Raw genomic sequence first — 23,245 nt, forward strand, 5'->3', positions numbered from 1 at the left:
CAGAATAAGTCTCATTAATTATGTACACATACGTGTACATATTCATACTTATCTCTTACTTAATCAAAATTATGTACACAGGTGGACTATGGCTTTAACTGAAGTGTGGCTGAAAGCTAATAACGGCAAGGCACGTGATAAGGTTGAAGAAATAGCAGATCGGGACTCAATGAGTGTTCGAGTATCACCTAAAGGTAAAATTGTTTTTCAGCTTCGGTACCGTTTTGCTGGTAAAGCTGAACGTTTAGACCTGGGCACCTACCCTCATATTTCTCTTAAAGATGCACGTATAAAAGCTAGTGAAATGCGTTCACTATTAGATAAGGGAATGAATCCTAAAGTTGAGGTTCGGGTACAGCAGCAAAAATACATCGATGCAAGCACATTTGAAGATGTCTTTAATGATTGGTATGAAAGTTATTGTCTAAAGAAAAAGACTTCTGCACAGCAAATTAAAAACACCTTTGAACAACATGTCATCTCTGAAATTGGTGACTTACCAGTTGACCGCATTACTCTGCAACAATGGTTAGCCTTACTTGAAGAATTAGCAGATGATGTACCTTCGATTGCTGATCGCGTATTAACGAATGCTAAACAGGTTTTAAAATGGGCAAAAAAAAGACAATTGCTTGAGGTAAATGTCTTATCCGATATCTATGCTAAAGAAGATCTAGGAATTGAAAGAAATAGAGGTACCAGATTTCTTTCGGATGAAGAAATTAAAATGGTATGGCTGGCTATTGAAGAATCAAACATTTTGCCTAAAAACAAAATTTTCTTAAAACTATGTTTAATGTTTGGTTGTCGAAATGGTGAACTCAGAAAAGCCAAAAAGACTGATTTCGATTTAAATAGAAAGGTCTGGATTGTTCCTGTAGTAAACAATAAGACAGGAAAGAAAACTGGTCGTGAAATCGTTCGGCCTATTTTGCCTGAAATGGAGGCATTAATTGTCGAAGCTTTCGACTATAACAACTCTGAGTATTTCTTAACGAATGATAGTGAAGAAACCCCAATGAGCCATGGTTCTTCAAATTCGTTGCCCGGTTATGTAATGGAACGTCTCAGAAGACACCATGATTATCATATGAAGCATTGGTCACTTCATGACCTAAGAAGAACGGCTCGTACTAATTTCAGTGCATTTACATCTCGTGATGTTGCTCAGCTCATGATTGGCCATGTTATGTCTGGTGAACAAGGCACTTACGATTATTATGAATATTTACCACAGCAGACCGAAGCATATGCCAAGTGGATTGAAAAAATTAAATTACTTACTAAAGAATAGAGAATTAACAAATGAAAGATTGGATCTACTTTTACATCGAGCACACAATTAAATATGGTAAACCTTTCTATAAAGAGATAGGATGGTCATTAGGTTTAAGGAATAATTTTATGGTAGTAAGTTTAATACATAGCTGACAACGGATTGATTATATAACTTTAGAGGGATCTATATATGTGCGCCAATTATGAACCTATCAGTAAAGATAGATAAGGTAAAAGCTACTTATGGAGCCCCCACTCATCTTATCTATCTTACATTTACCTATTTACAATTACTTAACATGTCATTCTGCACAGCTATTACCTTGGTTTTGATATCCAATAAACTTAACAAGCTTGGGAATAAATTATCCTGACTTAACTTTTCTTTCGTTTGTTGGCCTAAACAATTCACTTGTGCAAGGTTGTGTTGTTTCCAGCTATCTGAAAACCACATCATCATTGGTACATGCGTTTGTTGGGTCGGTGCAATTGCATACGGTGAACCATGCAAATATAAACCATGTTCACCCGTCGATTCACCATGATCAGATAAATACCATAAACCTGTTTGATATTTCGATAATTCTTTTAGGTTATTAATGATCTGACTTAACACATGGTCTGTATATACAATCGTGTCATCATAACTATTTAATAACTCTGCTTGAGAACAGCCCTGTATCGCATTAGTATCACAAGTCGGTTTAAACGGTTGATATTGAGCAGGCGCACGTTTGTAATAGGCTGGGCCATGACTTCCGACTTGGTGTAAAACAATGAGTCGTGGACGAGTATCTTCTTTAGGAATAGTCGCTAAATACTCATTTAAGCTATCAATTAAAATATCATCATAGCATTCGCCATCTTTACACCATTTTTGCTTTAACTTTTCTGGTATTTTGTACTGCTCAACACGATCACAAGTGCCCTTACAACCAGAGTTATTATCAATCCAAGTCACTTGGTAACCCGCACGTTTAGCAATATCCAATAGACCTTCACGATGACTTGCTAACTGTTCGTCATAGTCAACGCGAGGCATTCCAGAGAACATACATGGAACCGATACAGCAGTTGCTGTACCGCATGAGCTGACTTGAGAAAAATTCAAAATATCTTGTTTAGAAAGCTCTGGATTCGTATTTTTTGAATAACCATTTAATGCAAAACTCTCTGCACGAGCAGTCTCGCCTACCACCAAAACCATTAATTTAGGCAAGTTGTTTTGTACTTGCTGAACTTGATGAGCATCCTCACCATAATGTATAAGTGGCAGGTTCTTTTTAGGCGCCATTTTGTGATAATAAGACATTAAGGAAGAGATACTATTTTGTGGTGAGATCATACCTTTTAAATCACGATGCTCACGAAATATTGCAGCGAAATCGACATAGTAGGTAAAAAGTAAAACACCAACCACTGCAAATGAAGCTACCAGTGAAAATACTTTCTTCAATAACAACCGTGACACTTTTTCTTGTTTAAATTTAACTTGAGTAATTAAAATAATAGGTAAAACCACAAAGAAAATTGTCCAAAGCCCGAAACGTAATGAAATTAAATCAGAAACTTCAGATACATCTGTTTGTATCATATTTTGAATCTGATCTGGTGAGATAATTACACCTAACGTATTTACAAAATAAGAGCTAAAGCCACCAATAAATATCAATAAAATTGCAAAGATTTTGGCAGTCCATTTCCAATTTATTAATTGAAAAATTAAATTATATGCTGCTATTAAAATAACTAATGTCGCCCCTAAGAAAAGAACTGACTTAATACCATTATAAGGTGTAAGTTGATGGATTTTTTTAAAAAAACCTATATTTAGAAATAAACCTAACCAGATAGATAGAAGCAAATTAAAATTTAATAGTGTAATATTATTGCATATCCTTTTGAATTTTAAAAAATTTACTAGCATTTAACAAACCACTAAATATTAAAAACTCGAATCTTAGCTAGTAAAACTTAAATAAAAATTAAAAAATGAGCTTAGTAACCAATATGAATACAAAGCTATATTATTAAAACAAAACTTTAAGCTGATCTTAATTTTAAAAACTTATTGTTTGATAAATTTATCATTTGAGCCTCTTAGATGAATAATTCAAGTCATGAAATGAGTGAGTATATAACTAAAGTCCCCCAGGTTACCCTTCTATTCTGGATTACTAAAATCTTCGCAACTACTTTTGGTGAAACTGGCGGAGATAGTTTTTCAATGTCATTGAAACTTGGGTATTTAACTAGTACTTTTATTTTTGCTATAGTTTTTATTATCTTGTTGATCTGTCAAATTAAGGCAAAAAGTTATAAACCATATTTATATTGGTTTACCATTATTGCGAGTACAACTGTTGGTACAACATTAGCAGACTTTGTCACCCGATCTTTAGGTATTGGTTATAGTGGAGGAAGTAGCTTGCTCCTCGGCTTAGTCATCTTCTCATTATTGGGTTGGTATAAAGTTGAAGGTAGTGTCTCCCCCCATACCGTTAATAAACCTAAATCAGAAGTCTTTTATTGGTTAACAATTACCTTTAGTCAAACTTTGGGTACAGCTCTTGGTGACTGGTCAGCAGATACGATTGGATTAGGCTATAGTGGGGGGATTGCTCTTTTCTCAGCACTTATTTTATTGATAGTGTTTTTATATAAATTCACCTCTGTTTCAAGAACATTTTTATTCTGGAGTACTTTTATTTTAACTCGTCCTTTGGGTGCTGTGGTTGGAGACTTTCTAGATAAGCCCCTTTCCGCTGGAGGATTAGACTTAAGCCGTTTTTCAGCATCCGGAGTAATATTAATTGCTATTTTAATATGTATTTATTTTAGTAAAAATAATCAGTTAAGCAATATCAAAAATGCATAAATTGTAAAAGCTCTCCTTAGAGGGCTTTCACACAAACACCTACATTCACATTACTGTTGACCGTATGAGCTGTGCATCCTGATAACAGAATACACAGCAATAAAGTTTTAAACATCGATTGGTACCATGCCGACAGTTTGGCCAGCGAGCTCATGATGACAATCAGATAAGAATTGAATCTTTCCTTCAGTCAAAAATAAATGACATCGGCTCGCCGGGTAATGATCATTAATAAGTAAAGAAGGTTTAAACGTTGGCTTATCTATATCGCCGTTAAAATCCCAAGTACTTCCATTGTGGTGTGCACCTGCTTTTACATGGAACGGATGTAAATACTTACACCCTGGGCACTTAAACATATAGATACCACTGCTCCAGTACTCAAGATAAGGAGTTAGTTCAGTTACTGTTTCCGCTTGAGTCATCTAGATCACCACTCGATTAGCAATCCAGCCATAGAAAAATTGTTCCTGGCTAGGATTACGTTCACAGATTTCAATATAACGTTGGCCTTGCATGATATTAAGAACTCGTAACAGTACTTTCTCGCCTTCTTTACCTCTTTTTGATAGGTAAGTTTTGAGAGCATTTAATGTAGCTGGACCATAAATCCCATCTACTGATAAATCTGGCCACCCTGCTTTACCCTGGTTATTCAATAAGTTTAGTGCACGCTGTAAAAGTGGTTTTGCAAAGCCGGTACCACAATTAACGCCAGTGTCTAAAAGCTCTTCAGCAACTAACGAGCTAATTAAATTCACCTGGTCAAATCGTGGATCTGTCCAATACTGCTTTTTATAAATGGCTTTGGCCACATCAAGTGGTAAATCTTTCATGTTGCCCTTAAAGCCATTTGTACGGGCTACGGCTTCAGTAATGCCGTACTTTGTTGCACCGCCACGATCCGCTGGATTATTAACATAACCACCTTCACGTTTAATAAGTTCTTCAAGATATTGTTCAATATTCATTTCAATTTCCTTTAGATGTAAAAAAACCGCCCGAAGGCGGCATTTAAAGTTGAATAGTTACTGTTGATTTGAATCTTCAGCTCGGTTTTTCTTTTCTTGATCTGAGCTTCCGAAATAGAATCCACATGCTGTTGTCATTGCCCCCGCAATAAAGCCCAATGCTGTGTTAATCAAGTTGCTATTTTCACGAGGCATATCTTTGAAAAATAATGCAACAACCAACACAAACATTAACGCAACAAGTGAAAATGCCAGATAAGCTCTAGTCTTTTCGCTGTTCATCACTGCCCCCTTCTAAACGTTTTTTAGTCAGCTCGTATTGCTTTGTTTGAAGCTTATGAATCTCGTCCTTACGCTTTTCATCTCGCTTTTTGAAATAAAGATTCGTTAGGTAGGTTGCTATACCGATTAAGATTGAAAAGACAACGGCCCAATCAATTTTGCCTATTACACCGATCAAGCTGCCTCCTAATACATAGCCATAAGTAAATTTTGTTGCAGTCGCGGCAGCCGTACTTGCAGCCGCTTCGACTACACTATTTGTTTGACCGTTCATACATGCCTTCCTCCAGATCATAGGCAATAAAAAAGCACCCGAAATGGGTGCTCTAAGTACTTTCAAAGTATTAAAGGGTTTGTAAGATTTTCCCTCCATTTATCAATTTAGTTGTGAGTGGTGCTACTCCGACAATTGCAGTACCGCCCGCTCCTGGCTGGCCTTCAGTTGTGCCATGGTAATTCCAGTTCGAAGTTCCACTATTTGTCGATTTGGTACCACGTTGCCCCCAGCCCCCGCCATCACCAGATAAAGGCGATACATAGCGGTCGCCATTTGGAGTTCGGTATCCTTTACCGGGTATATCAGCTTCAGCATCGGTAACTTTCACAACCATTAGATAACCACCAGTAAAATACCAGCGCCAATCCTGAGTATCATTATAGATCGGCTGACCTGTCATAACCCGGCCAAACGGTGCACCAGATCCTCCAGGAACACCCTGCACTCCATAACCTAGCTCGGTATAAATACCGCTTGGTGTAGCTCCTCCACCAGAACCGCCTCGAGCTAAAGTTCCTCCGTCAATAATCAGATTCAATTTACTGTGCCGGTTCATTAAACCCGGCGCACCTTGAAATCCATCACGGCGTGTTTTGGTGAAGTTGTAATCAGGATCTGTAGACCAGGCACCAAAAGCCAAATGTGGCAAACCACCATCCCCTCCGCGCCCAACAACTGATCCCTTAATTGTAAGATTTACAATCAGATCAGGTGGAAATTCCCCTGTATCAATCGCTGGAAACTCGGGAGCAGCAGGAACAATAAACTCCTGTTTAGCAGGGCTATCACGGTAATCGAACTTATAAACCATTCGCGTTTCAGGTCGAAGTGAACTGGAACTTGAAACCAATGCACCAGCTTCAACAATAAAGCTAATTTCTCCAGTTGTTGGTAGGTCACCTCTTTGCATCTGGTATAAACGAGCTAGATTTAGGTCTAACTGGTCATAACGAATGTAAATCGGTGAATCATCAACTGGTACATCAATGAAGTCCTTATCATTCAGGTAATACCGCACATCGTAATTAACAGCAGTAACCGTATTTGAGAACTTATCAACCGGATCCTTCTTAGCAACCAAGTAAGGTAATGAGTCCTTTGTATCGTCATTAACAACCGTATAGATCGTATTAACAAAATCATCAGAACTTAGTTTGAGAGCACCATTTGGCAACCGCCCTAAAACTACCTTATTCTTAGCAGATCCAGCAGTAATAGGAAGTAGATCAACGGTACCATCTCCCATTTGCAAATAAATCACGTAGCTCTTGCCAGCTATGAAATCAACATCATGACTCAATGTAAGAATCAATCCCTCTTGCTGAACTACATCACCGCTTTGATGGATACCATTTCGATAATCTGCTACAGCAATACGATCACGTAAAACTAAAAGTTCGGATTCTGGTGTTGCATCAAAGGTGATCGATTTACGCTGAAACCGAAGCTTATTCCAAAGCCGGTACGCATTAAAGTGAGCTTGCCACTTGTTTCGCACACCTACAGATTTCACCTCTTTAGGATTCTTAGCTCCTTTATCAGGTAGATAGATATTTATGCGGGTGTCGTCGGCAGGATCCGTATATTCATAGATCAATCCATCATAGTCATCCATCATGCCCAGCGTCAGATCATGCTTATAACTATCCGGAATGATGTTCCTGAAGTTAAACAGTAATACTGAATTATCAGTCGGTCGTTCAAAGTAGATCTTGAGCTTGTTGTTTTGACGATAAGCAGTACAAAAAACAGCATCACAAAGGTTGGTGACCAATTCTTCAAACGAAAGATTAGTATCGTCAATGGTGGCACAGAACTCTGCCGCTAAAGGTGTACCAAAATAATCGACAATATCGTTATAAGTCCGATAGATGTTTTCAATATCAATCTCATCGATCGTACGACGGCCTATCTTGTCATCGAGCGCCATTGAGACCAAAGCATCTGCAAAACTAGAAGTTGGGAATAACTCTGTTGTCATTGCTCCATTTTTATAGGTTGGTAACATTCGCTGAAGATCAAAATTAATCTTGCGCGACTTAACAGATAAAGCACCGGTCGTTGCATAAGTACGTGCACGAAAAACCGTTTCATGTTCATACATCGTGCTTTGTAATGGGAATGCGCCATATAACGCTTGCCACTTCACCTCGTCAACAACTGTTGTCACTGCTGGGGTTGGTGTTAATCGTCGAGCACGTACACTACAGCGGCCCTGAAATGTGACCATATCCAGCGTTGTACCAACTGTTTGCCGCGACTTAGCTGAACCCTTCAGAATAATCTGCTTTAGCATTGGGTTACCAATTGCAGCACCCGACTCATTCACTGGAGTAACTTCAACTTCAATAGTGACATTGACTGCCGCCTGATTGCCTCCTGAAGAAACTGTATATAGTCCATTGTTGGCTACAAAGTTGAAAATGACGCGACTACGCTCGATGTTGTCCAAGATGAATGGACCGATCCATTTTTCACCAATGGATGAAAGCTTTGGAGATAAAGCACCAGTTTGCTGATTTGATAGTTCTTTTAGCTTTAGCCAATTCGGATTTACTGCTGCCGGGTTAGATAAGGCCATTCGGTCATCAGCAACAGATAAAACGCTATAAGTACCGTTTAAATCGTATGTTTGTCCGTTAAAAGTAAAAGAAGCATTAGTGATTTCAACTCGGTCATTGCTGACAAACTTAGTCGTCAAATCGGTATTGTTTGCAGCTGCTCGAAGTATCTCATTTGGGTAAGCAAATTGAAGATAATTAGTGCCTTCCAGGCTTTGAGTATCAGCTGGTCGCAAGATCTGACCATTCACTGAGTTTTGATGCTGAACAGTTAAAGGCGGTGTTGTAATTTCGCTACCGAGCGAAAAATAAGGCTGTCCAGAAACAATATCAACACCTGGTCGAAAGACCTCTACTGATGCCCCAGCAATATCGACAATATTGGTTTCACCATCGTAAGCGCCTTTGATGTGATAATGGCCACGACCAATACAGCCAACAATATGCTCAACTTCAACATTGTTTTCATAAACCTTATAAGGCACAGCAATCAGATCAGGTGTATTCCATCCAGCGCCATAGTTATCTGTAATACGACCATTTACCCGCATTTTGTTTTCGCGATTTGAAAGTTCGTTATTTGCAGATGAGGATTGGTTGTTATTCTGAGTGGTTTGGGCAATTGACGGCGCGGGCATTAAAAATGCAATTGCCACACTTAAAACAATTGAAACGATAGCAGCAATAAGGGCGGGCATACCTTTCGGGTTTTCAATCACAATGAATGTACCGGGTAGGAAATCGAGCTGTTTTAAGTCGTGAGCATTCTTCGGTGTAACTTCATTTGCAAAAGAGATTTCCGCATGATCCATATTGCTTGATGTATGAAAAATACGGACATGTTCAGGCATATGTTCATATTTTGAAGTTAGCCACTGCCCTATTGTGTGGGCATGTTCAACTGTCTTTTCTTCAGACAATGCATCTTGCTTATAAATAACTTTAATCATAATAACTAACCCGACTAAACCCCATTGCTTTAATGACGTCTTCAGCTAAATAAGTGACTCCACTCTCCATCAGGTGTAAAACCTTCTGCCCACGAAAAAGCCCCACATGCGGGGGCTTATTTCTTTGTTTTGGATGGAAGGCGACTATGCAACCTTCCTTGGGCATGGGCAGCGGATTTAGAAGTTTTAATCGTGAGACTTTAAACTCGATATGACCTTTAGGTTGCATGAACAAATCCAAAGCTTCACTCCGGTCTACTCCATATAGATCTAGTGCGGCTTCATGTGCAAAGTGAACACAGTTGTAGTGCTCTTCGTCGTATTGCTTATCAAGTAAATGATCATGACTTTTCATACAGCCCCCTTTAGTCCACTAAATCTATCCAGTGAGAAAATGTCACCAGTTTTGGAGGTATTTAAACGAGGGGACTCAGCTTTAAATGTCACGGCTTTATTGTTCATTGAAACACCGGCAAGCTGAAGGCCAAGCAAATAATGGATTGGTGTATTCAAATTGTCTGAACTATAGAGCCTATAATTCACAGTAGGTTTAACATCTGCATATTGACCTTCAAGTACTCGCTCAAACTCATCCGGCAATATATCACCAAGCCCTGAAACTGAGACTGTTAAAGTCTGGTCCAGATCACCTAACATCCCGGATCTTTGAATTGTTAATGGTAAATATTCATAGTAAAACTGGCCTGACCCTTCTTTGTGCTGTACATAGACACCGCGATCATCATTACGAACAACACGATAAGTGTTTAGAAAAGATGGGTGTGATAACTCAATACACTCCAGTTGATAGACATCGACTTTACGATTGAGAAAGAACTTTGCGTATTCGTTATCCATTAGACCTCCCAATCCTTAATCAATGCTGCATCAGCTGTTAGGTTCGGCTGGTTTTGAACAACCTCTAGTTGTGCGTTTACACGATATAAGTTGCCGTTCACTTCATTAGACTTGAATGAGTTGGGAATGAAGTTGCATTGGTATTGCTGACGCGTGCCCTGGTCAATGACAAGATCCGCATAAAATGAAGCTGGCTTGTTTTGATATACACGCCAAAAAGCCATCATTTTATTGAAATCGGTTTTACTTAAATTCCAGTTCACATCGACAATGTGGCTATTACGTTTTACATCGATGTAATAGCGTCCACGTCCTCCATCCAGTTGCTGGCGTTTCACATCATCACCTGGTGTTACGCCATAACCGCTGGTCTGAGGATTTAGCTTTAACTTGTACATAACTTTCCTTCAGGCAATAAAAAACCACCTCGAAAGGTGGTTTGATGAAATAAGGTTTAGATATTTAAATTAATTACGAAAACGATTTAACATTAAGAAATCGATTTAATAATAGTTTCTTTACCATCTTCAAAAATCTCTTTCACTACAAACTTGCAGTAGGATCCATCTTGAGATGGTTCAGTCAGTAAAGCTGGATTCACAAAATCTTTGATCTGTTTAAAACGGATCAATTCATAATTTCCATTTCTTTCCAACTGATAGTCCATTTTTACATCACAACTATACATAGTAGTTGACCCAATAACAGAAGTAAGCCTGAAAGTTAACTTCTTATTTGCGGGTACTTTAAACTCAAAAAACTCTTCACCATTATTTAAACTGATTGTGGGTTTAGGCATATTTAATTTTTTGGGCTCATGCATAGAGCCATACTTTGTTAAATTATTTGAAATCTGCTTAGTTATTAGGTTTTTTGAAATTTTTTCACCCTCATTATTTTGAAAAGTAATATAGAACTGCACCATGGGTATATTACTTCTATAAACCCTTAAATTCGCTGTATCACCTGCTATTTCATCTTGATACATATTTGTAGATCTTACGAGATTATTTACCGCAGGAATGGCACATCCCGTAAGGCCTAAAAGTGTTGTAGAGATTACAATTATTTTTTTCATGTCTTAACCATCAATTTTAATGCCAACAGACTCTATCACCTTGAAATTTAAATATTATGAAAATGAACCCTCCGAAAAGGGTTCAAATTATTAAGTACGATTTCTTCTTGCTGTCGTATTCTCAGTCAAAGACCGACTAATAGTTGAGTTTGGATTCCCAATTTGATCACTTACAAGTTTCGGAACCGTTCTTGGAAGCTGCTTATCCAGTTCATCTTTAACAATGATCCTGACTGTTTGCTCGTCCAGTTGCTCAGCTTCAACTGTTGCTCCACTCACCTGATTAATTACTTCAATTTTGAAATTGATTGCCGGTGAAATAGACTCAAATGAAGGCATAATCTCAGCCTGAGGACGTGACGATTGCCCTGAGGTGAAATCCTGAACATCTTCAAGATTTGATTGATCCTGAACTAAACCATTTGAAGAGAAGTAAACTTTTCCATCATGGAATAGATCAGAACGAGCGGAAGCGGTAGGCTTTGAAACAGCTCCTCCAGTAAATCCACCGTTCGCAAAGCCTTTAGTAATAATCTGATTTTCTCGAATAGGTTGATTAAAAATATTCGAGATCGTTTGATTATCATTAAATGCTTTTGAACTGAGGAAAGAACGATTGAATACATTCTCAGTTGAAGAGTTATTCAGAGCATTGTTATTGATAAAAGCTTCAGGGCCTGAGCTCTTACGCATATTCTCAACTAAACCAACACCACCCCATCGTTTAATGTCCTCTTGGGACCATACCACTTCACCTTTGTGAACAATACCAGCAGGTTCATATTTACCACCTGATCCAGTAAAACCACCATCAGAAAAGCCTTGATCTTTGATTGCCCGGATATTAGCGATAATACTGACACCTTGAGCAACTGCTCCAGCTATTAAAGGTAAGTTATACGGGAAACCGACTTTTGAAGCTGCAGCGATATTCTGCTGAATCGCAAGTCCCGCAGCAGCAATGGCATAAGCTTTATCTGCTGCAAACATAAGCTTGTAAGCTTTGGATTGTTCGCCAAACATAGAACCAAACATCGAGGTAACTGAACCCATCATTTGCCCACCAAGGGCAATCTGAGCGTTCAATCGATCTTGTTGATACTTGTCTTCAACGTCCTTAACGTTCTGAACATAATCATTGTAAATTTGACTACGTTGTTCTTGAGCAGCTTGAATGATTGCAGTTTTCTGGTTTTCAAAGTCTTGTTGCTGAATTAATCCAGCTTCCATTTGAGCATTCAGACTATCTAAACCATTTTGCTCATTAAGATCAGTGGCAGCATATTGACTATCTGCAAGATCATTTGCAGCACCCAAACGGCTAAACCGTTCCTGATCCTGCCTATAAAATTCGCTGGTACCATTCATATCAGCCTGAATACCACCCCAGTTTTGAACAGCGTTATTAACTTTGTCGCGTGTCTCTTTGTCCTGTGTGGCTTTAGATAATGCGATTAGCTTTTGCCGCTCTTCAATGGAAAGTTTAGTATTCTTAAGAATTTCCTCTCTTTCCAGTCTATAACGTTCCTGCATGGCCTGAGTTTCGGAAAGCAGAGATAAACGGGCTTGAAGTGATCGCTGCTCTTGGGCTAATTTCATCAATCCTAGTTCTTGCTGATGCTGCTGTTCTAGCAACTCTACTGCTTGCTTTCGTTCAGATTTACTTAATTCAATGTCGTGAGCCGCATTGAACTTTTTGCGATCAAAACTTTCTTTAAGTAAATCAGCCTCGGTTTTCTGGAACTCCTTATAGTCCTCAAGTTTCGTTCTCAGAGCTTGTTTAGCGATAGCGATATCATTATCGGCACGGCGATTTATTTCCGCCTTGATTTCTGCTGTTCGTTCCGGGCTAAAATTAGCTTTATCAACATCTTCCAATCTTGCCTTTCTATTATTGTTAATTCGTCCAACTTCACTCGCTACCTCATTTTCAAGTGACCGTTGCAGATCCTGTTGACGTTCAAGTTGCGATTGAATGTCACCCGAAGCTTTATCACTGCCTTTGCTTGCTCCGCTCTTAACATTGCTTTGCATACTCGGCGATTGATGAAGCAACTTAAGAGAAACACCATCCTCAAAGATCACCTCGCTGACATAGCCACCACCTTTGCTGTCATACCATGTCTTAATATCTTTCACGGCGACATTGGTCGTGATCGGCGTGCCTTCAGGCATTGAAAAATCAATACCTTTATGAAATGAAGAAGCCCCTTTAGTTGGGGCTTTTCGTGGACCGTAATTTGAACTGATCTTGTAAGAAGTTAGAGGTTTACCACCCGCCTGTAATCGTGCCAGATGTTCATTCGATACTTTCTGGCCAGACATTGAACCACCATATCTAACGTCGAGATGAGGGCCTGTACCAATACCCGATTGGCCTGATACACCAACAAGACGTTTAGATAGTTTTTGCTGTTTAGATAGCTCATTCGTAGTTTCCTTTAATGCTTTATTCTTGGCATCGATTACCTTTTTGTTTTCCTCTTCAATAGCAAGTGTTTGCAGCCCTCTCTGATACAACTCATTAGTAATTGTTACACCTTCTTTTCTAGCCCAATTCGCAGTTTCTACCATTTGCTTCACTTGTTCGGGTGTATATCCTTTTGCAAGTAGAGCTTTAGAAAGATAGGCATCGAACTCACGATCATGAAGAGAATCAGCATATTTCTTTTGTGCATTTTTAGCAGCTAGTGCTGCTCTCTCATTTTCATTTAGGGACTTGGTATTTTTATTAACACCGACAATAGCATTTTCAGCTTTATTACCCGCTAGCGCTACTTCTACACCAAATAAGCTATATGTTTGTTTGGTCTTGGCAGCAGTTTCAGCTGCTTCATCATAAGCATTCACTTGCTTAAGCAATGCATCCATTAAATCAGAAGAAATCTTTTCACTCTTTAACTGCTCAATCGCTTCTGTATAAGAAATGGTGCCAAGACGTGCTTTATTTGAAATTTCAGCAACTTTAGCATTACCTACCGCATAGTTCTGGATATTGATTAAAGCTGATCTGACTGCTAATTCTTGTTGTCTCAAGGCTTTGTTCTGATTATCCAATGTTGCTGCTAAATCACCTAATTTCTCTTTACGTTGTTCATCATTAAGGGCCTTGATTTCTTCCTTAGTTAACTTTGCAGCTTCGGCTTGCTCTTTTAACTTTGCTGTGGCTTCAGCTGATTTACTCGAGAAATACATATAAGTAGCAGCCAGTGCTGTTACCCCCAATGTAATTGCTCCGATTGGACCACCAATTAACCCCCATGCTCCGCTCAATAAACCTGCCATAGAAGCACTTTTACCCTGAGCAGCTGAAACCGCTTTGGTTGCTTTTTCGACATTAGTGGCTGCAAGTACATATCTAGCACTGGCCGCACTTGCTCCAAATTTAGCTTGAGTTTCGGCATTTGTTGCTCTTACATTCGCCAAATGTGCCTCAGCTTCAGCCAATGCAGATTTAGCACTTTCTATCGACTTTTGCTTTTGCAATTGAGAAGCTGCATTGTTAGCAACTAATGAACCTAATTTGGTATTTAAAGCTGAAACTTGTGTTGCAATGGCTTTAGTAAGCAATGCCGTACCGCCCAATATCGCAACATAAGAAATTGATTCTAAATTTTCGGCTAAAACTTTAATAGAACCAGATAGTGCTTGAGCAGCACCGCTTCCCTGGCTAGCTTCTCCGACAAATTTTGTTATTTCATTATTAAGAAGAGTTAAAGACTGGCCGATCGTAATATCTGTTTTACCAAATAATGCATCTACATCAGACTCAACATTTCTAAGTGCTTTTACAATTTCTTGAGAAGTGATTTTTCCTTCAGCTGCAACAGATCGCAACTCTCCTACGGTGATCCCCATACCTTGAGCAATAGCCTTTGCTAATGCTGGGGTTTGCTCCATTACAGAATTAAGTTCTTCACCACGCAATGTACCACTGGCAAGTGCTTGCCCGAATTGTACTAATGAAGCATCAGCAGCTTCTGCAGTTGCTCCACTAATGGCCACTGCTTTAGATACTGTTTCAGTTAGTCGAGCAGTGTCATCCATAGTTAGGTTTAAAGTCTTAGCATTATCACTAAAACGCTGATAAACCTGTAACACCGAATCCCAAGTAGAATAAGTTCTTTGAGCAATTTGAAAGGTATCTTCAGTCGCTTTATTAAGCTCAGCTTGGTTATTGGTAACTAATTTCAATCTATTCTGGAGACCAGTATATGCATCCATTTTAGAGATGGCCGCACCAACTGTTACCAAACCTGCCATATAGCCAGCTAATGCACGAGTAGCTACAGATAAACCATCCATTGACTTGGAAACATAATCACCTTTGCGTTCAATGCTATCCAGTTCATTGCCTAGATTACGCGCATTTCGTTCAGCATTTTGCGAATCGATAACAATGACCAAACGGGATTCTTGTGCCATCTTTACTTTCCTCTAGGCAATAAAAAACCCACTCAAGGAGTGGGCCGTTCAAAATTAATAATCTGGTGTATTAGTTAGAAAAAAGCACCTTTGGGTGCTTTTAGCATCTTTAAGTTACTTAGTTAACTGGTTCAGTTATATCTGTCGCTGCCGCCACCGCTTCAGCTGCTGCCTCTTCAGCAGATCCCGAAATCTCCTCTATACCCCAATCTGCTTGAAATTTTGTCTGTTTAATAGTAGGAGGATTCCATTTTAAATTCGATACATCAAACTTAAACTGCTTACTCCCATTTTGATAAAATGGAAGCTCTATAATAAGTTTCTTGGAATTTAAAAGCCTTTTAATGAATAAGTTGGCATCATCGTCATTTCTCACGAATAAAACGTCACTCGCATGATCGGCAGTACTATCTAGCTCTACAGTTTCTACGGTATTATCGTCAAACTTAAATGAAGCATAACAATTGCGTGAAATAGTGTCACAGGCATACTGTCCCTTACTTATTACAAATAACACATCAAGAGGTTGTCCTGTTTTTTCACGCAAAGTAATAAGAAGCTTGGAGCCACCTTCATAAGGTGAAGAAAAATGAACATCATTAATTGAAGTGATACTGGCAAATTTTGATTTGATGCCGCGCATCTCATCATTTGATTCGTCATAAACCCAATTATTCAAAGTATTTTCTTTATCAGTTGGTGTAGCAACTACGTTAGAAGCGGTTGTACTAACCTCATTACTAATGATGGAGTTGGTATTCTCCTTTTTATTACACCCCACCAAACCGAAAACCAAACTTAATAAAATAATCTTTTTCATATATAAACCTATCAAATATCAAAATTTAAAAAATCAGCTAATAATCCAAATAAAAATTATTAAAGCTATAAATAAAATAACTCCACATATTATCCATTCAGATTTAGGGTAACCCCATACATTATCTGGATTATTAAAATCAGGTTCTCTTCTTGATGTTGTTTTCTTAGTGTGACTAGAGAACTTAGAATAAGACAAGCCAGTACCTGGAATACCTACTGTTGTGCGAGTGCCCTTCTTACTCACATTTACACGTGCTCCTTTTCCTCCCACGGAAACACTTGATAGCCCTTTTTTACTAACATTGACACGCACTCCAGGAGCAATTTTTATACTTTTTCTAAAATTCAATCCCATCACATCACCTATCTAGAGCAGATCTTTTTAGAAGCACTTATTGAGCCGTCGTTACAAACAAACTTACTACCATCACAATGACTTACACCACCTTTCTTACCAGAGCATGGTTGTCTGCCTCTACCTGCATCAGCAGCACTTATTGAGCTTAAAACCAATAAAAGACTTAGAATGGCTTGTTTCATACTTTTTACCATTTGTTATAAAGTGTACCAACTTTAACAAAGTGGTTACTAAATGTCACATAAACAAAACCACCCGAAGGTGGCTTATTCATTACTACCATTTAATTGATTTCTTTTGTCAGTAAAATCTTCAGGAGGTAAAATAATATTCATATCAAATTTTATTTTTTCCAAAAGCATTACTGTCTCCAAATATAATTTGTCCCAATCATTGTTGTTAAGGTTAGTTGTAAGCAAACTTTTATAGTTTGTCTGATAAGCTATAAAAGATTCTCTTAGACTATTTCTTATTTTTTGCATTTCTTCATATGAGTGAGGATCTATATACTGAGTATTGTCATTTGTAATATAGCCCATAGTTACTGTTTGTAGTCCAGTGAATGCGGTGGAAGTGACTATGTTAGCTTTTGAAGCTGCATTTAAAGTAGTTGCAACTACGCCTAAAAAGCTCCCAAATGCACCAATTCTTTTCCTCTTAGCATAATTTTGTTTCTGTAAATAAACGGAATATGTAATAGCTCTCTGTAAATCGATCTCCATATTTTTAAATCTAGTGTTCAAATCAGCTAACTTATTGGCTCTAATTTCTTGAGGAGATAAAGCATCCAATTGATTAGATTTGCTCATTTCAGCCAATATCTGGTGGCTCAAAAGACTATTTTTAGTATCTAGGCTCTGGCACCCATGTAAGGTTAAAGAAATAAGGATATATGCACTTAGAATTCTTTTATTCATTTCCACTTCCTTTTGTTATTGTACTTTAAATAAACTTCTCACCATTACTTTCGTCAATTAAAATCAGATCATTATTTATACTTATTTTCTATAATTTAGAATAACTTAACTATCATCATGGATTATTAAAATAACCAAACCGTAGAATGGTTATTTACTAGACTTAGACTTAATTTTCTTATGGGCTTCTTCAATAAATAAATTGTCTAAAGCAAAAATACAGTCGTGAAATATATGAGCATCAACAGGCAAATCATTATGCGCAGCATATACATTGATAGCCTGCTGATCTAAGGATAAAGGAATACCCTGCTCATATCGTCTTGATTTGATAATCGTGCTAAAGGCTGCAAGAATTGAGTCAGCCGCATAAGAATATTCTGGTGTATCCGGAATGTGTCCACCTAAGAACTTGATTTGTTCGATTTCGTGCGGCGTTTTCGACGCATAGGTTTTTTGGTATTTGTAGAGCTCGAGGACTTTCCCAGAATTATAGCTTTGTCCTTATCAGCTTCTTCCTGAATCTTCTGCGCTTGTTCTTTCACGAATAACCAAATTGAAATACCAATATCCCCCAGGTTAAGCAGCTTTGATGCATTCTCAGGTGTATAAGCCATTTCAGTTTCTTCAGTCTTTCCATCAACAACTTGAGCAAACACCACACCTTTCCAGTCTTCGATTAAGTGAGCTGCACAAGCATCCATTAATAACTCGTGATAGAGCTTGGCACTTTCATCTTTTATCATCACATCATAGCCTTTAGACGATATCTGATTTCCTGCTCGTTCAATAGCTACTTGAAAAGGCTTATAAGCGATACCACGCACTTTAAACTCTGCCAATACCTGACCATTAGGACCTTTATATTCACACCACTTCGAAACATCCGAGCTTTTAATAATTCCAACTTTTAAAGCCATACCTACCTCTAGATTTTAGTAAAAAACAAGCCCATGGGATTCCATAGGCTTTGTTAAGAAATAAGTTGAATTACACGAGAGCACGCACAATTGTCGGTGCTGTACGTACTTGAGCAAAGTTGATATCTACAGTGATGATGTCATCACCCCCACCATCTGGGTGATTGGCTTCCATTACTTCTAATTGAGGGAAGTTTAGTGAGTATTTGCTTCCTTTACTATCTTTGATGTCGAAGGTCAGTGTGAACACATCACGGGTTTTGATTGCATCGATCCAAGCTGCAGCTGTAGCCGAAAACATGAATGATCCATTCGCTTCGATATCCATCATCTTTTCAATGTAGAACTCTGGCGTGTACTTTCCTGAGCCGATACAACGAATCGCTTCAAGGTTGTTATTAATAGAAATGGTCAGTGATTGAAGACACGCTTTACCTTGAATAGACTGGCCATTCACAAGCAAGTTTTCAACGTTTGGCATGCTGACCAATGGACGACTTGATGCAGCTATTGGATTAGTAACCGGATTGACCTGTTGACGGGTAAATGAATTACCAACCAAGCCAAAGTTACCTGTAATTTTTCCAGTTGTCTGAATGGTAATTTCACCCGTATTTACTTGAACACCACGATAAATAAAGACCTGACCAACATCTTCAAAGACTTTAACCAAGGTAAATGATTTACGTACGGTGCCGCCAAAGCTAAGCGCATTTGCTGCCCAGTTATTAAATGCAAGAGCACTTAAGAATAAGTCGAATGTACCAACTGACAATTCAAACTCTAACTGACCAGCAACTTCAGCTTCAGTAACCACACCGCCTTGTCGGAAACGTGAGTCTACAACTTCGCTGCTTTCTTCAGTAGAGACATTTTCTGATAAACCGTCACTCACACGGCGTACTGTGTACCAAATCGGATTTGCAGGAGTAGTTCCCAATACTGCTTCTTCACAAGCATATAATCGAATTTTTGCGCCTGAACTCATTTATAGTTCTCCAAAATTTAGGCATTAAAAAACCCGCTTTATCAGCGGGTCGTTTAAAAAATAGGTGTAAAAAAACCGCTAATTCAGCAGTCCTTTAAAGAGTTTCATCAGAGTTTGGGGATGCAGGAGGTTCAACACCACTCATAGCCGCAGCTACTGCTTCGGATAAATTGGTAGGCTGAAATTCAACAGGTGTTTCACTCATAGGTTCTTCAGGAACTTCATGCAATCGGATATCAATCCAACGACCTTCAGGTATATCCATTGGATTATCATGATCAGCAACGACTGCCGCCAGTTCAATATCAAATTTACGTTTGTAGGTTTTAATTGAAATATCACCATTTTCTAAAGTTGAGTATTCAACAGCTACGACTGTATTACCGTTAGCGTCCTTAGGAACCTCGATATACCAACCTTCCTGAGCGAAACCTAAAGTTCCCTTCAACAAGTAATCACCTACATCTACTTTTTCAAATTCGATAAGCTGTCTACTAGCTTCATCATTTAATTCAATAGATCCTGCAAAAAGCTTAACAATTGGTGAGGCTGATTTAACAAAACCATTTGCATCAACAGTCGTATTACCTTCCGTCCAAAATCTATGCCATACAGAAAACTCACCTCCTGCAGATGACTTTTGTCTCACCCGAATATCACTCGTATATGCAGCCGTCCAGAACTGTTTCATAAGACTTGTTGGCCCATTCGACCATAATCTACTTTCAAGCCAGCCAGCACCGGGTGAATTTGCAGCAGTACCTGGAATACTAAAAAACCCAGCTCCAACATTGTTTAGGTCTACAGAAGTGCTGATTACTTGAGGCAGGCCAACACCAAAATCACCAACCTTCATAATTCGGCCAGCTGTCAAATCTGCAGCAGAATTCGTAATAGTACCTGTTGCAGCATTTCCTAACCCCTGCACTTGTGTCCAATCTGGTGTTAGGTTTGGAATACCCGATGCAAAAGGAAGCATAAATTGCCGCTTACCTTGAGATGAGTTATATACAAAAGGTCGGTGGTCCCAACTAAATCTAAATAAAAGATTTGCCATTATGCTGTTACTCCATCAATCACTTGGAATACCAATGTTTCAGTATGTTGAACCACACCACTAACAACGGCTTTGATATCCATCTGACACAATCCCAAAGGCCAAGCAGTTGTATTTGCTCCCGACTTTACGTTAAGCCAACCCTTTTGTGTACTCTGACTCAAAGGAGCACAAGTTAATGTTGCTACAGCTGCGCCTTCTAAAGTTTTGACCTGAGAAGTAAAAGTGTAACCCGTTAGATCAATTGCACGGCGTACATCATTGGCGGGATATTGCAATGCATCATCCATATCAACGAGCTGCAAATTTAAGTTGAATGTGTCACCACGCTTAAAAACAAAATTGCTCATAAGTGATTCCTATAGATATAAAAAAACCACCGATGAGGTGGTAATGAATAAGACATAAAAAACCGCTTGTTAGCGGTCATTTAATTAAAATATTTTTAGGTTTGTAATCTATATCTACTAAAACTCCAATAACAATATTTTTTTTAGGACCTTCAATTGATTGCTCATCAACCAAATCAATATAAATAGTTTGTACAGCTAAGTTGTTTTCTGATTGCCATTTATCAACTTCCTCACCTACTACCTGAGCAATTCTAGTTTCTAATTTCTTTTTCTTTACTTCAATTTCTTGAAGCATTTTAATGTATTCGTTCATAAAACATTTGACCTAAAGATTGATTAAAAAGAAGAATAGTTACTATATCTCCGCAACTAGAGTAATTATTATCAAAACCAGCATAATAAATACGCATCAATTCAGAAACTATTTTACTTTCTTTTATACACCTACCTTAATTTACAAAATTTCTAAATGATACTTTTCAGTTACCATTTTGATTCCTTTGTAGTATCTAATCATTGGATCCTTACTATCTTTGGTTAATCTATCTTGAAATTTTTCATTTTCCATTAAAGCCGCATAGTCTTTATAACCAATGATGACCTTTTTAGGATTTTTACCATTACTCTTAAAATCATCAATCAGGTTATTCAGTTCTTTTAATTTCATTTTCACATCACCAATTCACATATAAATAAAAAATTTACCGATTAAATATGACAAAAGTTTTATTTTAAAATTAAAACAATCTTTTAGCCAACCTTATACCCAATCGACACATTATACTGAATGAAGTCAGCGTCTTGCCTAACAAAAATTGACTGTCCATTTAAACATTCTAGATGATCGATTGAGTAATATTCAAAATGGGCAAGTAATGCATCGCTTAGTTTAGTAATTTCCATTATTCCAGAATTGGGACGAGCAAAACATTGGACCATGATATTACCAGTACGCCGGGTACAAGGACTATCAGCTATGCCCGAAATAAAACTCGGGCCGCCTGCAATAGTTAAACGACACCATATACCTTCTTTTGGAACCATAAAGCTGGGTGCATTAGGATACTGAATTCGTTCCTGAGCTATACCAGTGAAAGCTTGCATATGATCGATTATAGCTTGCCTTGTCTGCTCTAAAGTCATTGCCATTTTAGCCACCGTACTTTTGAGAAATAAAGTTATACGTGAGGCCATAAATACCTTGTGGCGCTTGATCAGACCAACCGTTTTCCAAGCCCTCAGCATAAGGCTGGTTGTTCTGTATATAGACCAAATTGCCCAATTTAATCTTTACAGCTTGAATAGCAGCATCTTGCGTGGCGTTTGTTTCAGGTTCACGTATGCCATAGTCACCAGATCCAATCGAAACAATATGAGAAGCACGGTATGCACCAGTATCGACGGGACTTAAATTAACTAAAGATTGCACAGTATCCATAACAATATGCTTCACATGGTCTTCTGCTGCTTTAGACACATCAAGACTAAAACTAGTCGGCTTTTTCTCCTTCCATCCCATTGCTCACCTCGCTTGCTTCGTACATTTCGAAAAGGTCTTGAGCGATTGCCTGAATTGAATAAGCTTCAAATTCCACACTAGGCTCTCGCTCACCCATTCTCCGTTTTACTATTTGCCAGATATGAACAGCTTCATGTAAAAGCAATCCATAAACTTGAATTTGATCTTTATCCGCCGTATCACCAATTTGGACGATTGCATATGCGCCATCAGAAAAAGTACTAACTTGTGCATCCGCTCCCATATCCAAAAAATGATCGGCTTTATCCATATCTTCAAATAACAAATCCATGTGTAGTTGATTTCGAGCAAGCGTGTACTGCACATGTTGGAAAGGCGAGATATACCATTCAGGAATATAATCAGTATTAACCATTTTAGCCCCTACACTTTTCGAAGCTGACATTTCCAGATTGTACTGGCTGGATCCTGCTGAATATGAATTACCCGGAATGAGCCTAAGGCTGTTAGCCATTCATCATCAATTTTTGGGGCCATAGTCACTTCATTTTGAAGTACGGTCGCTTTTTTATCTGTGGCAAGTACTCCAAGCGTTTGTATTTCATATTGACTGTATGAGCCAAACAGAACACCACGGCCGGAATAGTTTTCTTTAACTTCAACATACGTTTCAGTTTTAGGATCCCAATTCGTTTTTGAAATCCGCTCACATGTAAAGGTATGAACGGCGTCCGCTAGATCATCATTAAATGCTTCAGCAATGTCTGCCTGAATTTCGTCACGTAAGCCCAT

Annotated in this window: 27 protein-coding genes; 2 read left to right on the forward strand and 25 right to left on the reverse strand. The window is 38.4% G+C overall.

The genetic code is table 11. The annotated features are described in order from the left end of the window. The first annotated feature begins 88 nt into the window (after nucleotides 1-88). The gene (locus KTI79_RS06315; protein WP_032055579.1) at nucleotides 89-1,294 is read left to right on the forward strand and encodes a tyrosine-type recombinase/integrase; all 1,206 of its coding nucleotides are present in this window, start codon (nucleotides 89-91) and stop codon (nucleotides 1,292-1,294) included. Between the two features lie 264 nt (nucleotides 1,295-1,558). Here the strand turns inward: KTI79_RS06315 and KTI79_RS06320 are convergent, their stop codons facing one another. Beyond that, a complete protein-coding gene (locus tag KTI79_RS06320; RefSeq protein ID WP_086375984.1) occupies nucleotides 1,559-3,205 on the reverse strand; it encodes a phosphoethanolamine transferase in 1,647 nt (548 codons plus the stop codon). Nucleotides 3,206-3,382: 177 nt separating this feature from the next. Here KTI79_RS06320 and KTI79_RS06325 point away from each other — a divergent pair, with 177 nt between their 5' ends. Then, nucleotides 3,383-4,156, forward strand: coding sequence for a membrane protein (locus tag KTI79_RS06325; RefSeq protein WP_031977652.1), 774 nt, complete (start codon nucleotides 3,383-3,385; stop codon nucleotides 4,154-4,156). A 107-nt stretch (nucleotides 4,157-4,263) separates the two neighbouring features. Here the strand turns inward: KTI79_RS06325 and KTI79_RS06330 are convergent, their stop codons facing one another. The 24 genes from KTI79_RS06330 to KTI79_RS06445 all read right to left on the reverse strand — a co-directional run bounded on the left by KTI79_RS06330 (nucleotide 4,264) and on the right by KTI79_RS06445 (nucleotide 23,245). Beyond that, a complete protein-coding gene (locus KTI79_RS06330) occupies nucleotides 4,264-4,581 on the reverse strand; it encodes a DUF6527 family protein (RefSeq protein ID WP_086375983.1) in 318 nt (105 codons plus the stop codon). Continuing rightward, a complete protein-coding gene (locus KTI79_RS06335) occupies nucleotides 4,582-5,127 on the reverse strand; it encodes a glycoside hydrolase family 108 protein (protein ID WP_032054747.1) in 546 nt (181 codons plus the stop codon). It lies immediately after the preceding gene. A 57-nt stretch (nucleotides 5,128-5,184) separates the two neighbouring features. Beyond that, nucleotides 5,185-5,409 (reverse strand): hypothetical protein, encoded by a 225-nt coding sequence (locus tag KTI79_RS06340; RefSeq protein WP_086375982.1) that lies wholly within the window; start codon nucleotides 5,407-5,409, stop codon nucleotides 5,185-5,187. Then, entirely contained in the window at nucleotides 5,390-5,683 is a 294-nt protein-coding gene (locus tag KTI79_RS06345) for a phage holin (RefSeq protein WP_032054749.1), read from the reverse strand. Before KTI79_RS06345 ends, KTI79_RS06340 begins: the two co-directional genes overlap by 20 nt. Before the next feature lie 70 nt (nucleotides 5,684-5,753). Further along, nucleotides 5,754-9,197, reverse strand: coding sequence for a host specificity factor TipJ family phage tail protein (locus tag KTI79_RS06350; protein ID WP_032054750.1), 3,444 nt, complete (start codon nucleotides 9,195-9,197; stop codon nucleotides 5,754-5,756). Continuing rightward, nucleotides 9,190-9,552: a hypothetical protein gene (locus tag KTI79_RS06355; protein WP_032054752.1), complete on the reverse strand. Its 363-nt coding sequence runs from the start codon at nucleotides 9,550-9,552 to the stop codon at nucleotides 9,190-9,192. The genes KTI79_RS06350 and KTI79_RS06355 overlap by 8 nt, the downstream gene beginning before the upstream one ends. Then, nucleotides 9,549-10,055: a DUF1833 family protein gene (locus KTI79_RS06360; RefSeq protein ID WP_032054753.1), complete on the reverse strand. Its 507-nt coding sequence runs from the start codon at nucleotides 10,053-10,055 to the stop codon at nucleotides 9,549-9,551. The genes KTI79_RS06355 and KTI79_RS06360 overlap by 4 nt, the downstream gene beginning before the upstream one ends. Further along, nucleotides 10,055-10,453, reverse strand: a complete 399-nt coding sequence (locus KTI79_RS06365) for a hypothetical protein (protein WP_032054754.1) — start codon at nucleotides 10,451-10,453, stop codon at nucleotides 10,055-10,057. Before KTI79_RS06365 ends, KTI79_RS06360 begins: the two co-directional genes overlap by 1 nt. Before the next feature lie 92 nt (nucleotides 10,454-10,545). Beyond that, nucleotides 10,546-11,133, reverse strand: a complete 588-nt coding sequence (locus KTI79_RS06370) for a hypothetical protein (protein ID WP_032054755.1) — start codon at nucleotides 11,131-11,133, stop codon at nucleotides 10,546-10,548. A gap of 90 nt (nucleotides 11,134-11,223) precedes the next feature. Beyond that, nucleotides 11,224-15,558: a tape measure protein gene (locus KTI79_RS06375; RefSeq protein WP_262468272.1), complete on the reverse strand. Its 4,335-nt coding sequence runs from the start codon at nucleotides 15,556-15,558 to the stop codon at nucleotides 11,224-11,226. Between the two features lie 118 nt (nucleotides 15,559-15,676). After that, the gene (locus KTI79_RS06380; protein ID WP_050679112.1) at nucleotides 15,677-16,378 is read right to left on the reverse strand and encodes a hypothetical protein; all 702 of its coding nucleotides are present in this window, start codon (nucleotides 16,376-16,378) and stop codon (nucleotides 15,677-15,679) included. A gap of 33 nt (nucleotides 16,379-16,411) precedes the next feature. Continuing rightward, the gene (locus tag KTI79_RS06385) at nucleotides 16,412-16,735 is read right to left on the reverse strand and encodes a DUF4236 domain-containing protein (protein WP_032054757.1); all 324 of its coding nucleotides are present in this window, start codon (nucleotides 16,733-16,735) and stop codon (nucleotides 16,412-16,414) included. Between the two features lie 8 nt (nucleotides 16,736-16,743). Further along, nucleotides 16,744-16,920 (reverse strand): hypothetical protein, encoded by a 177-nt coding sequence (locus KTI79_RS06390; RefSeq protein WP_079284304.1) that lies wholly within the window; start codon nucleotides 16,918-16,920, stop codon nucleotides 16,744-16,746. Nucleotides 16,921-17,004: 84 nt separating this feature from the next. Then, the gene (locus KTI79_RS06395) at nucleotides 17,005-17,655 is read right to left on the reverse strand and encodes a hypothetical protein (RefSeq protein WP_032054758.1); all 651 of its coding nucleotides are present in this window, start codon (nucleotides 17,653-17,655) and stop codon (nucleotides 17,005-17,007) included. Nucleotides 17,656-18,059: 404 nt separating this feature from the next. Continuing rightward, nucleotides 18,060-18,575 carry a hypothetical protein gene (locus KTI79_RS06400; RefSeq protein ID WP_032054759.1) on the reverse strand — a complete coding sequence of 172 codons (516 nt, stop codon included), beginning with the start codon at nucleotides 18,573-18,575 and terminating at the stop codon, nucleotides 18,060-18,062. 70 nt (nucleotides 18,576-18,645) lie between these two features. Next, complete coding sequence (locus tag KTI79_RS06405) at nucleotides 18,646-19,563, reverse strand: phage tail tube protein (protein WP_032054760.1); 918 nt, start codon at nucleotides 19,561-19,563, stop codon at nucleotides 18,646-18,648. Nucleotides 19,564-19,657: 94 nt separating this feature from the next. Then, nucleotides 19,658-20,620: a hypothetical protein gene (locus KTI79_RS06410; RefSeq protein WP_032054761.1), complete on the reverse strand. Its 963-nt coding sequence runs from the start codon at nucleotides 20,618-20,620 to the stop codon at nucleotides 19,658-19,660. Then, nucleotides 20,620-20,970 (reverse strand): hypothetical protein, encoded by a 351-nt coding sequence (locus KTI79_RS06415; RefSeq protein ID WP_032054762.1) that lies wholly within the window; start codon nucleotides 20,968-20,970, stop codon nucleotides 20,620-20,622. The genes KTI79_RS06410 and KTI79_RS06415 overlap by 1 nt, the downstream gene beginning before the upstream one ends. 76 nt (nucleotides 20,971-21,046) lie before the next feature. After that, a complete protein-coding gene (locus KTI79_RS06420) occupies nucleotides 21,047-21,286 on the reverse strand; it encodes a hypothetical protein (protein ID WP_031960741.1) in 240 nt (79 codons plus the stop codon). Between the two features lie 141 nt (nucleotides 21,287-21,427). After that, the gene (locus tag KTI79_RS06425) at nucleotides 21,428-21,640 is read right to left on the reverse strand and encodes a hypothetical protein (protein WP_079284305.1); all 213 of its coding nucleotides are present in this window, start codon (nucleotides 21,638-21,640) and stop codon (nucleotides 21,428-21,430) included. Between the two features lie 83 nt (nucleotides 21,641-21,723). After that, entirely contained in the window at nucleotides 21,724-22,122 is a 399-nt protein-coding gene (locus KTI79_RS06430) for a phage tail terminator-like protein (protein ID WP_032054764.1), read from the reverse strand. Nucleotide 22,123: 1 nt separating this feature from the next. Then, nucleotides 22,124-22,492: a hypothetical protein gene (locus tag KTI79_RS06435; protein ID WP_032054765.1), complete on the reverse strand. Its 369-nt coding sequence runs from the start codon at nucleotides 22,490-22,492 to the stop codon at nucleotides 22,124-22,126. After that, a complete protein-coding gene (locus tag KTI79_RS06440) occupies nucleotides 22,464-22,868 on the reverse strand; it encodes a hypothetical protein (RefSeq protein ID WP_032054766.1) in 405 nt (134 codons plus the stop codon). The genes KTI79_RS06435 and KTI79_RS06440 overlap by 29 nt, the downstream gene beginning before the upstream one ends. An 8-nt stretch (nucleotides 22,869-22,876) precedes the next feature. Further along, a complete protein-coding gene (locus KTI79_RS06445; RefSeq protein WP_025464826.1) occupies nucleotides 22,877-23,245 on the reverse strand; it encodes a hypothetical protein in 369 nt (122 codons plus the stop codon).

The sequence above is a fragment of the Acinetobacter sp. WU_MDCI_Abxd143 genome (assembly GCF_025514195.1).
Taxonomy (GTDB): Bacteria; Pseudomonadota; Gammaproteobacteria; order Pseudomonadales; family Moraxellaceae; genus Acinetobacter; species Acinetobacter pittii_H.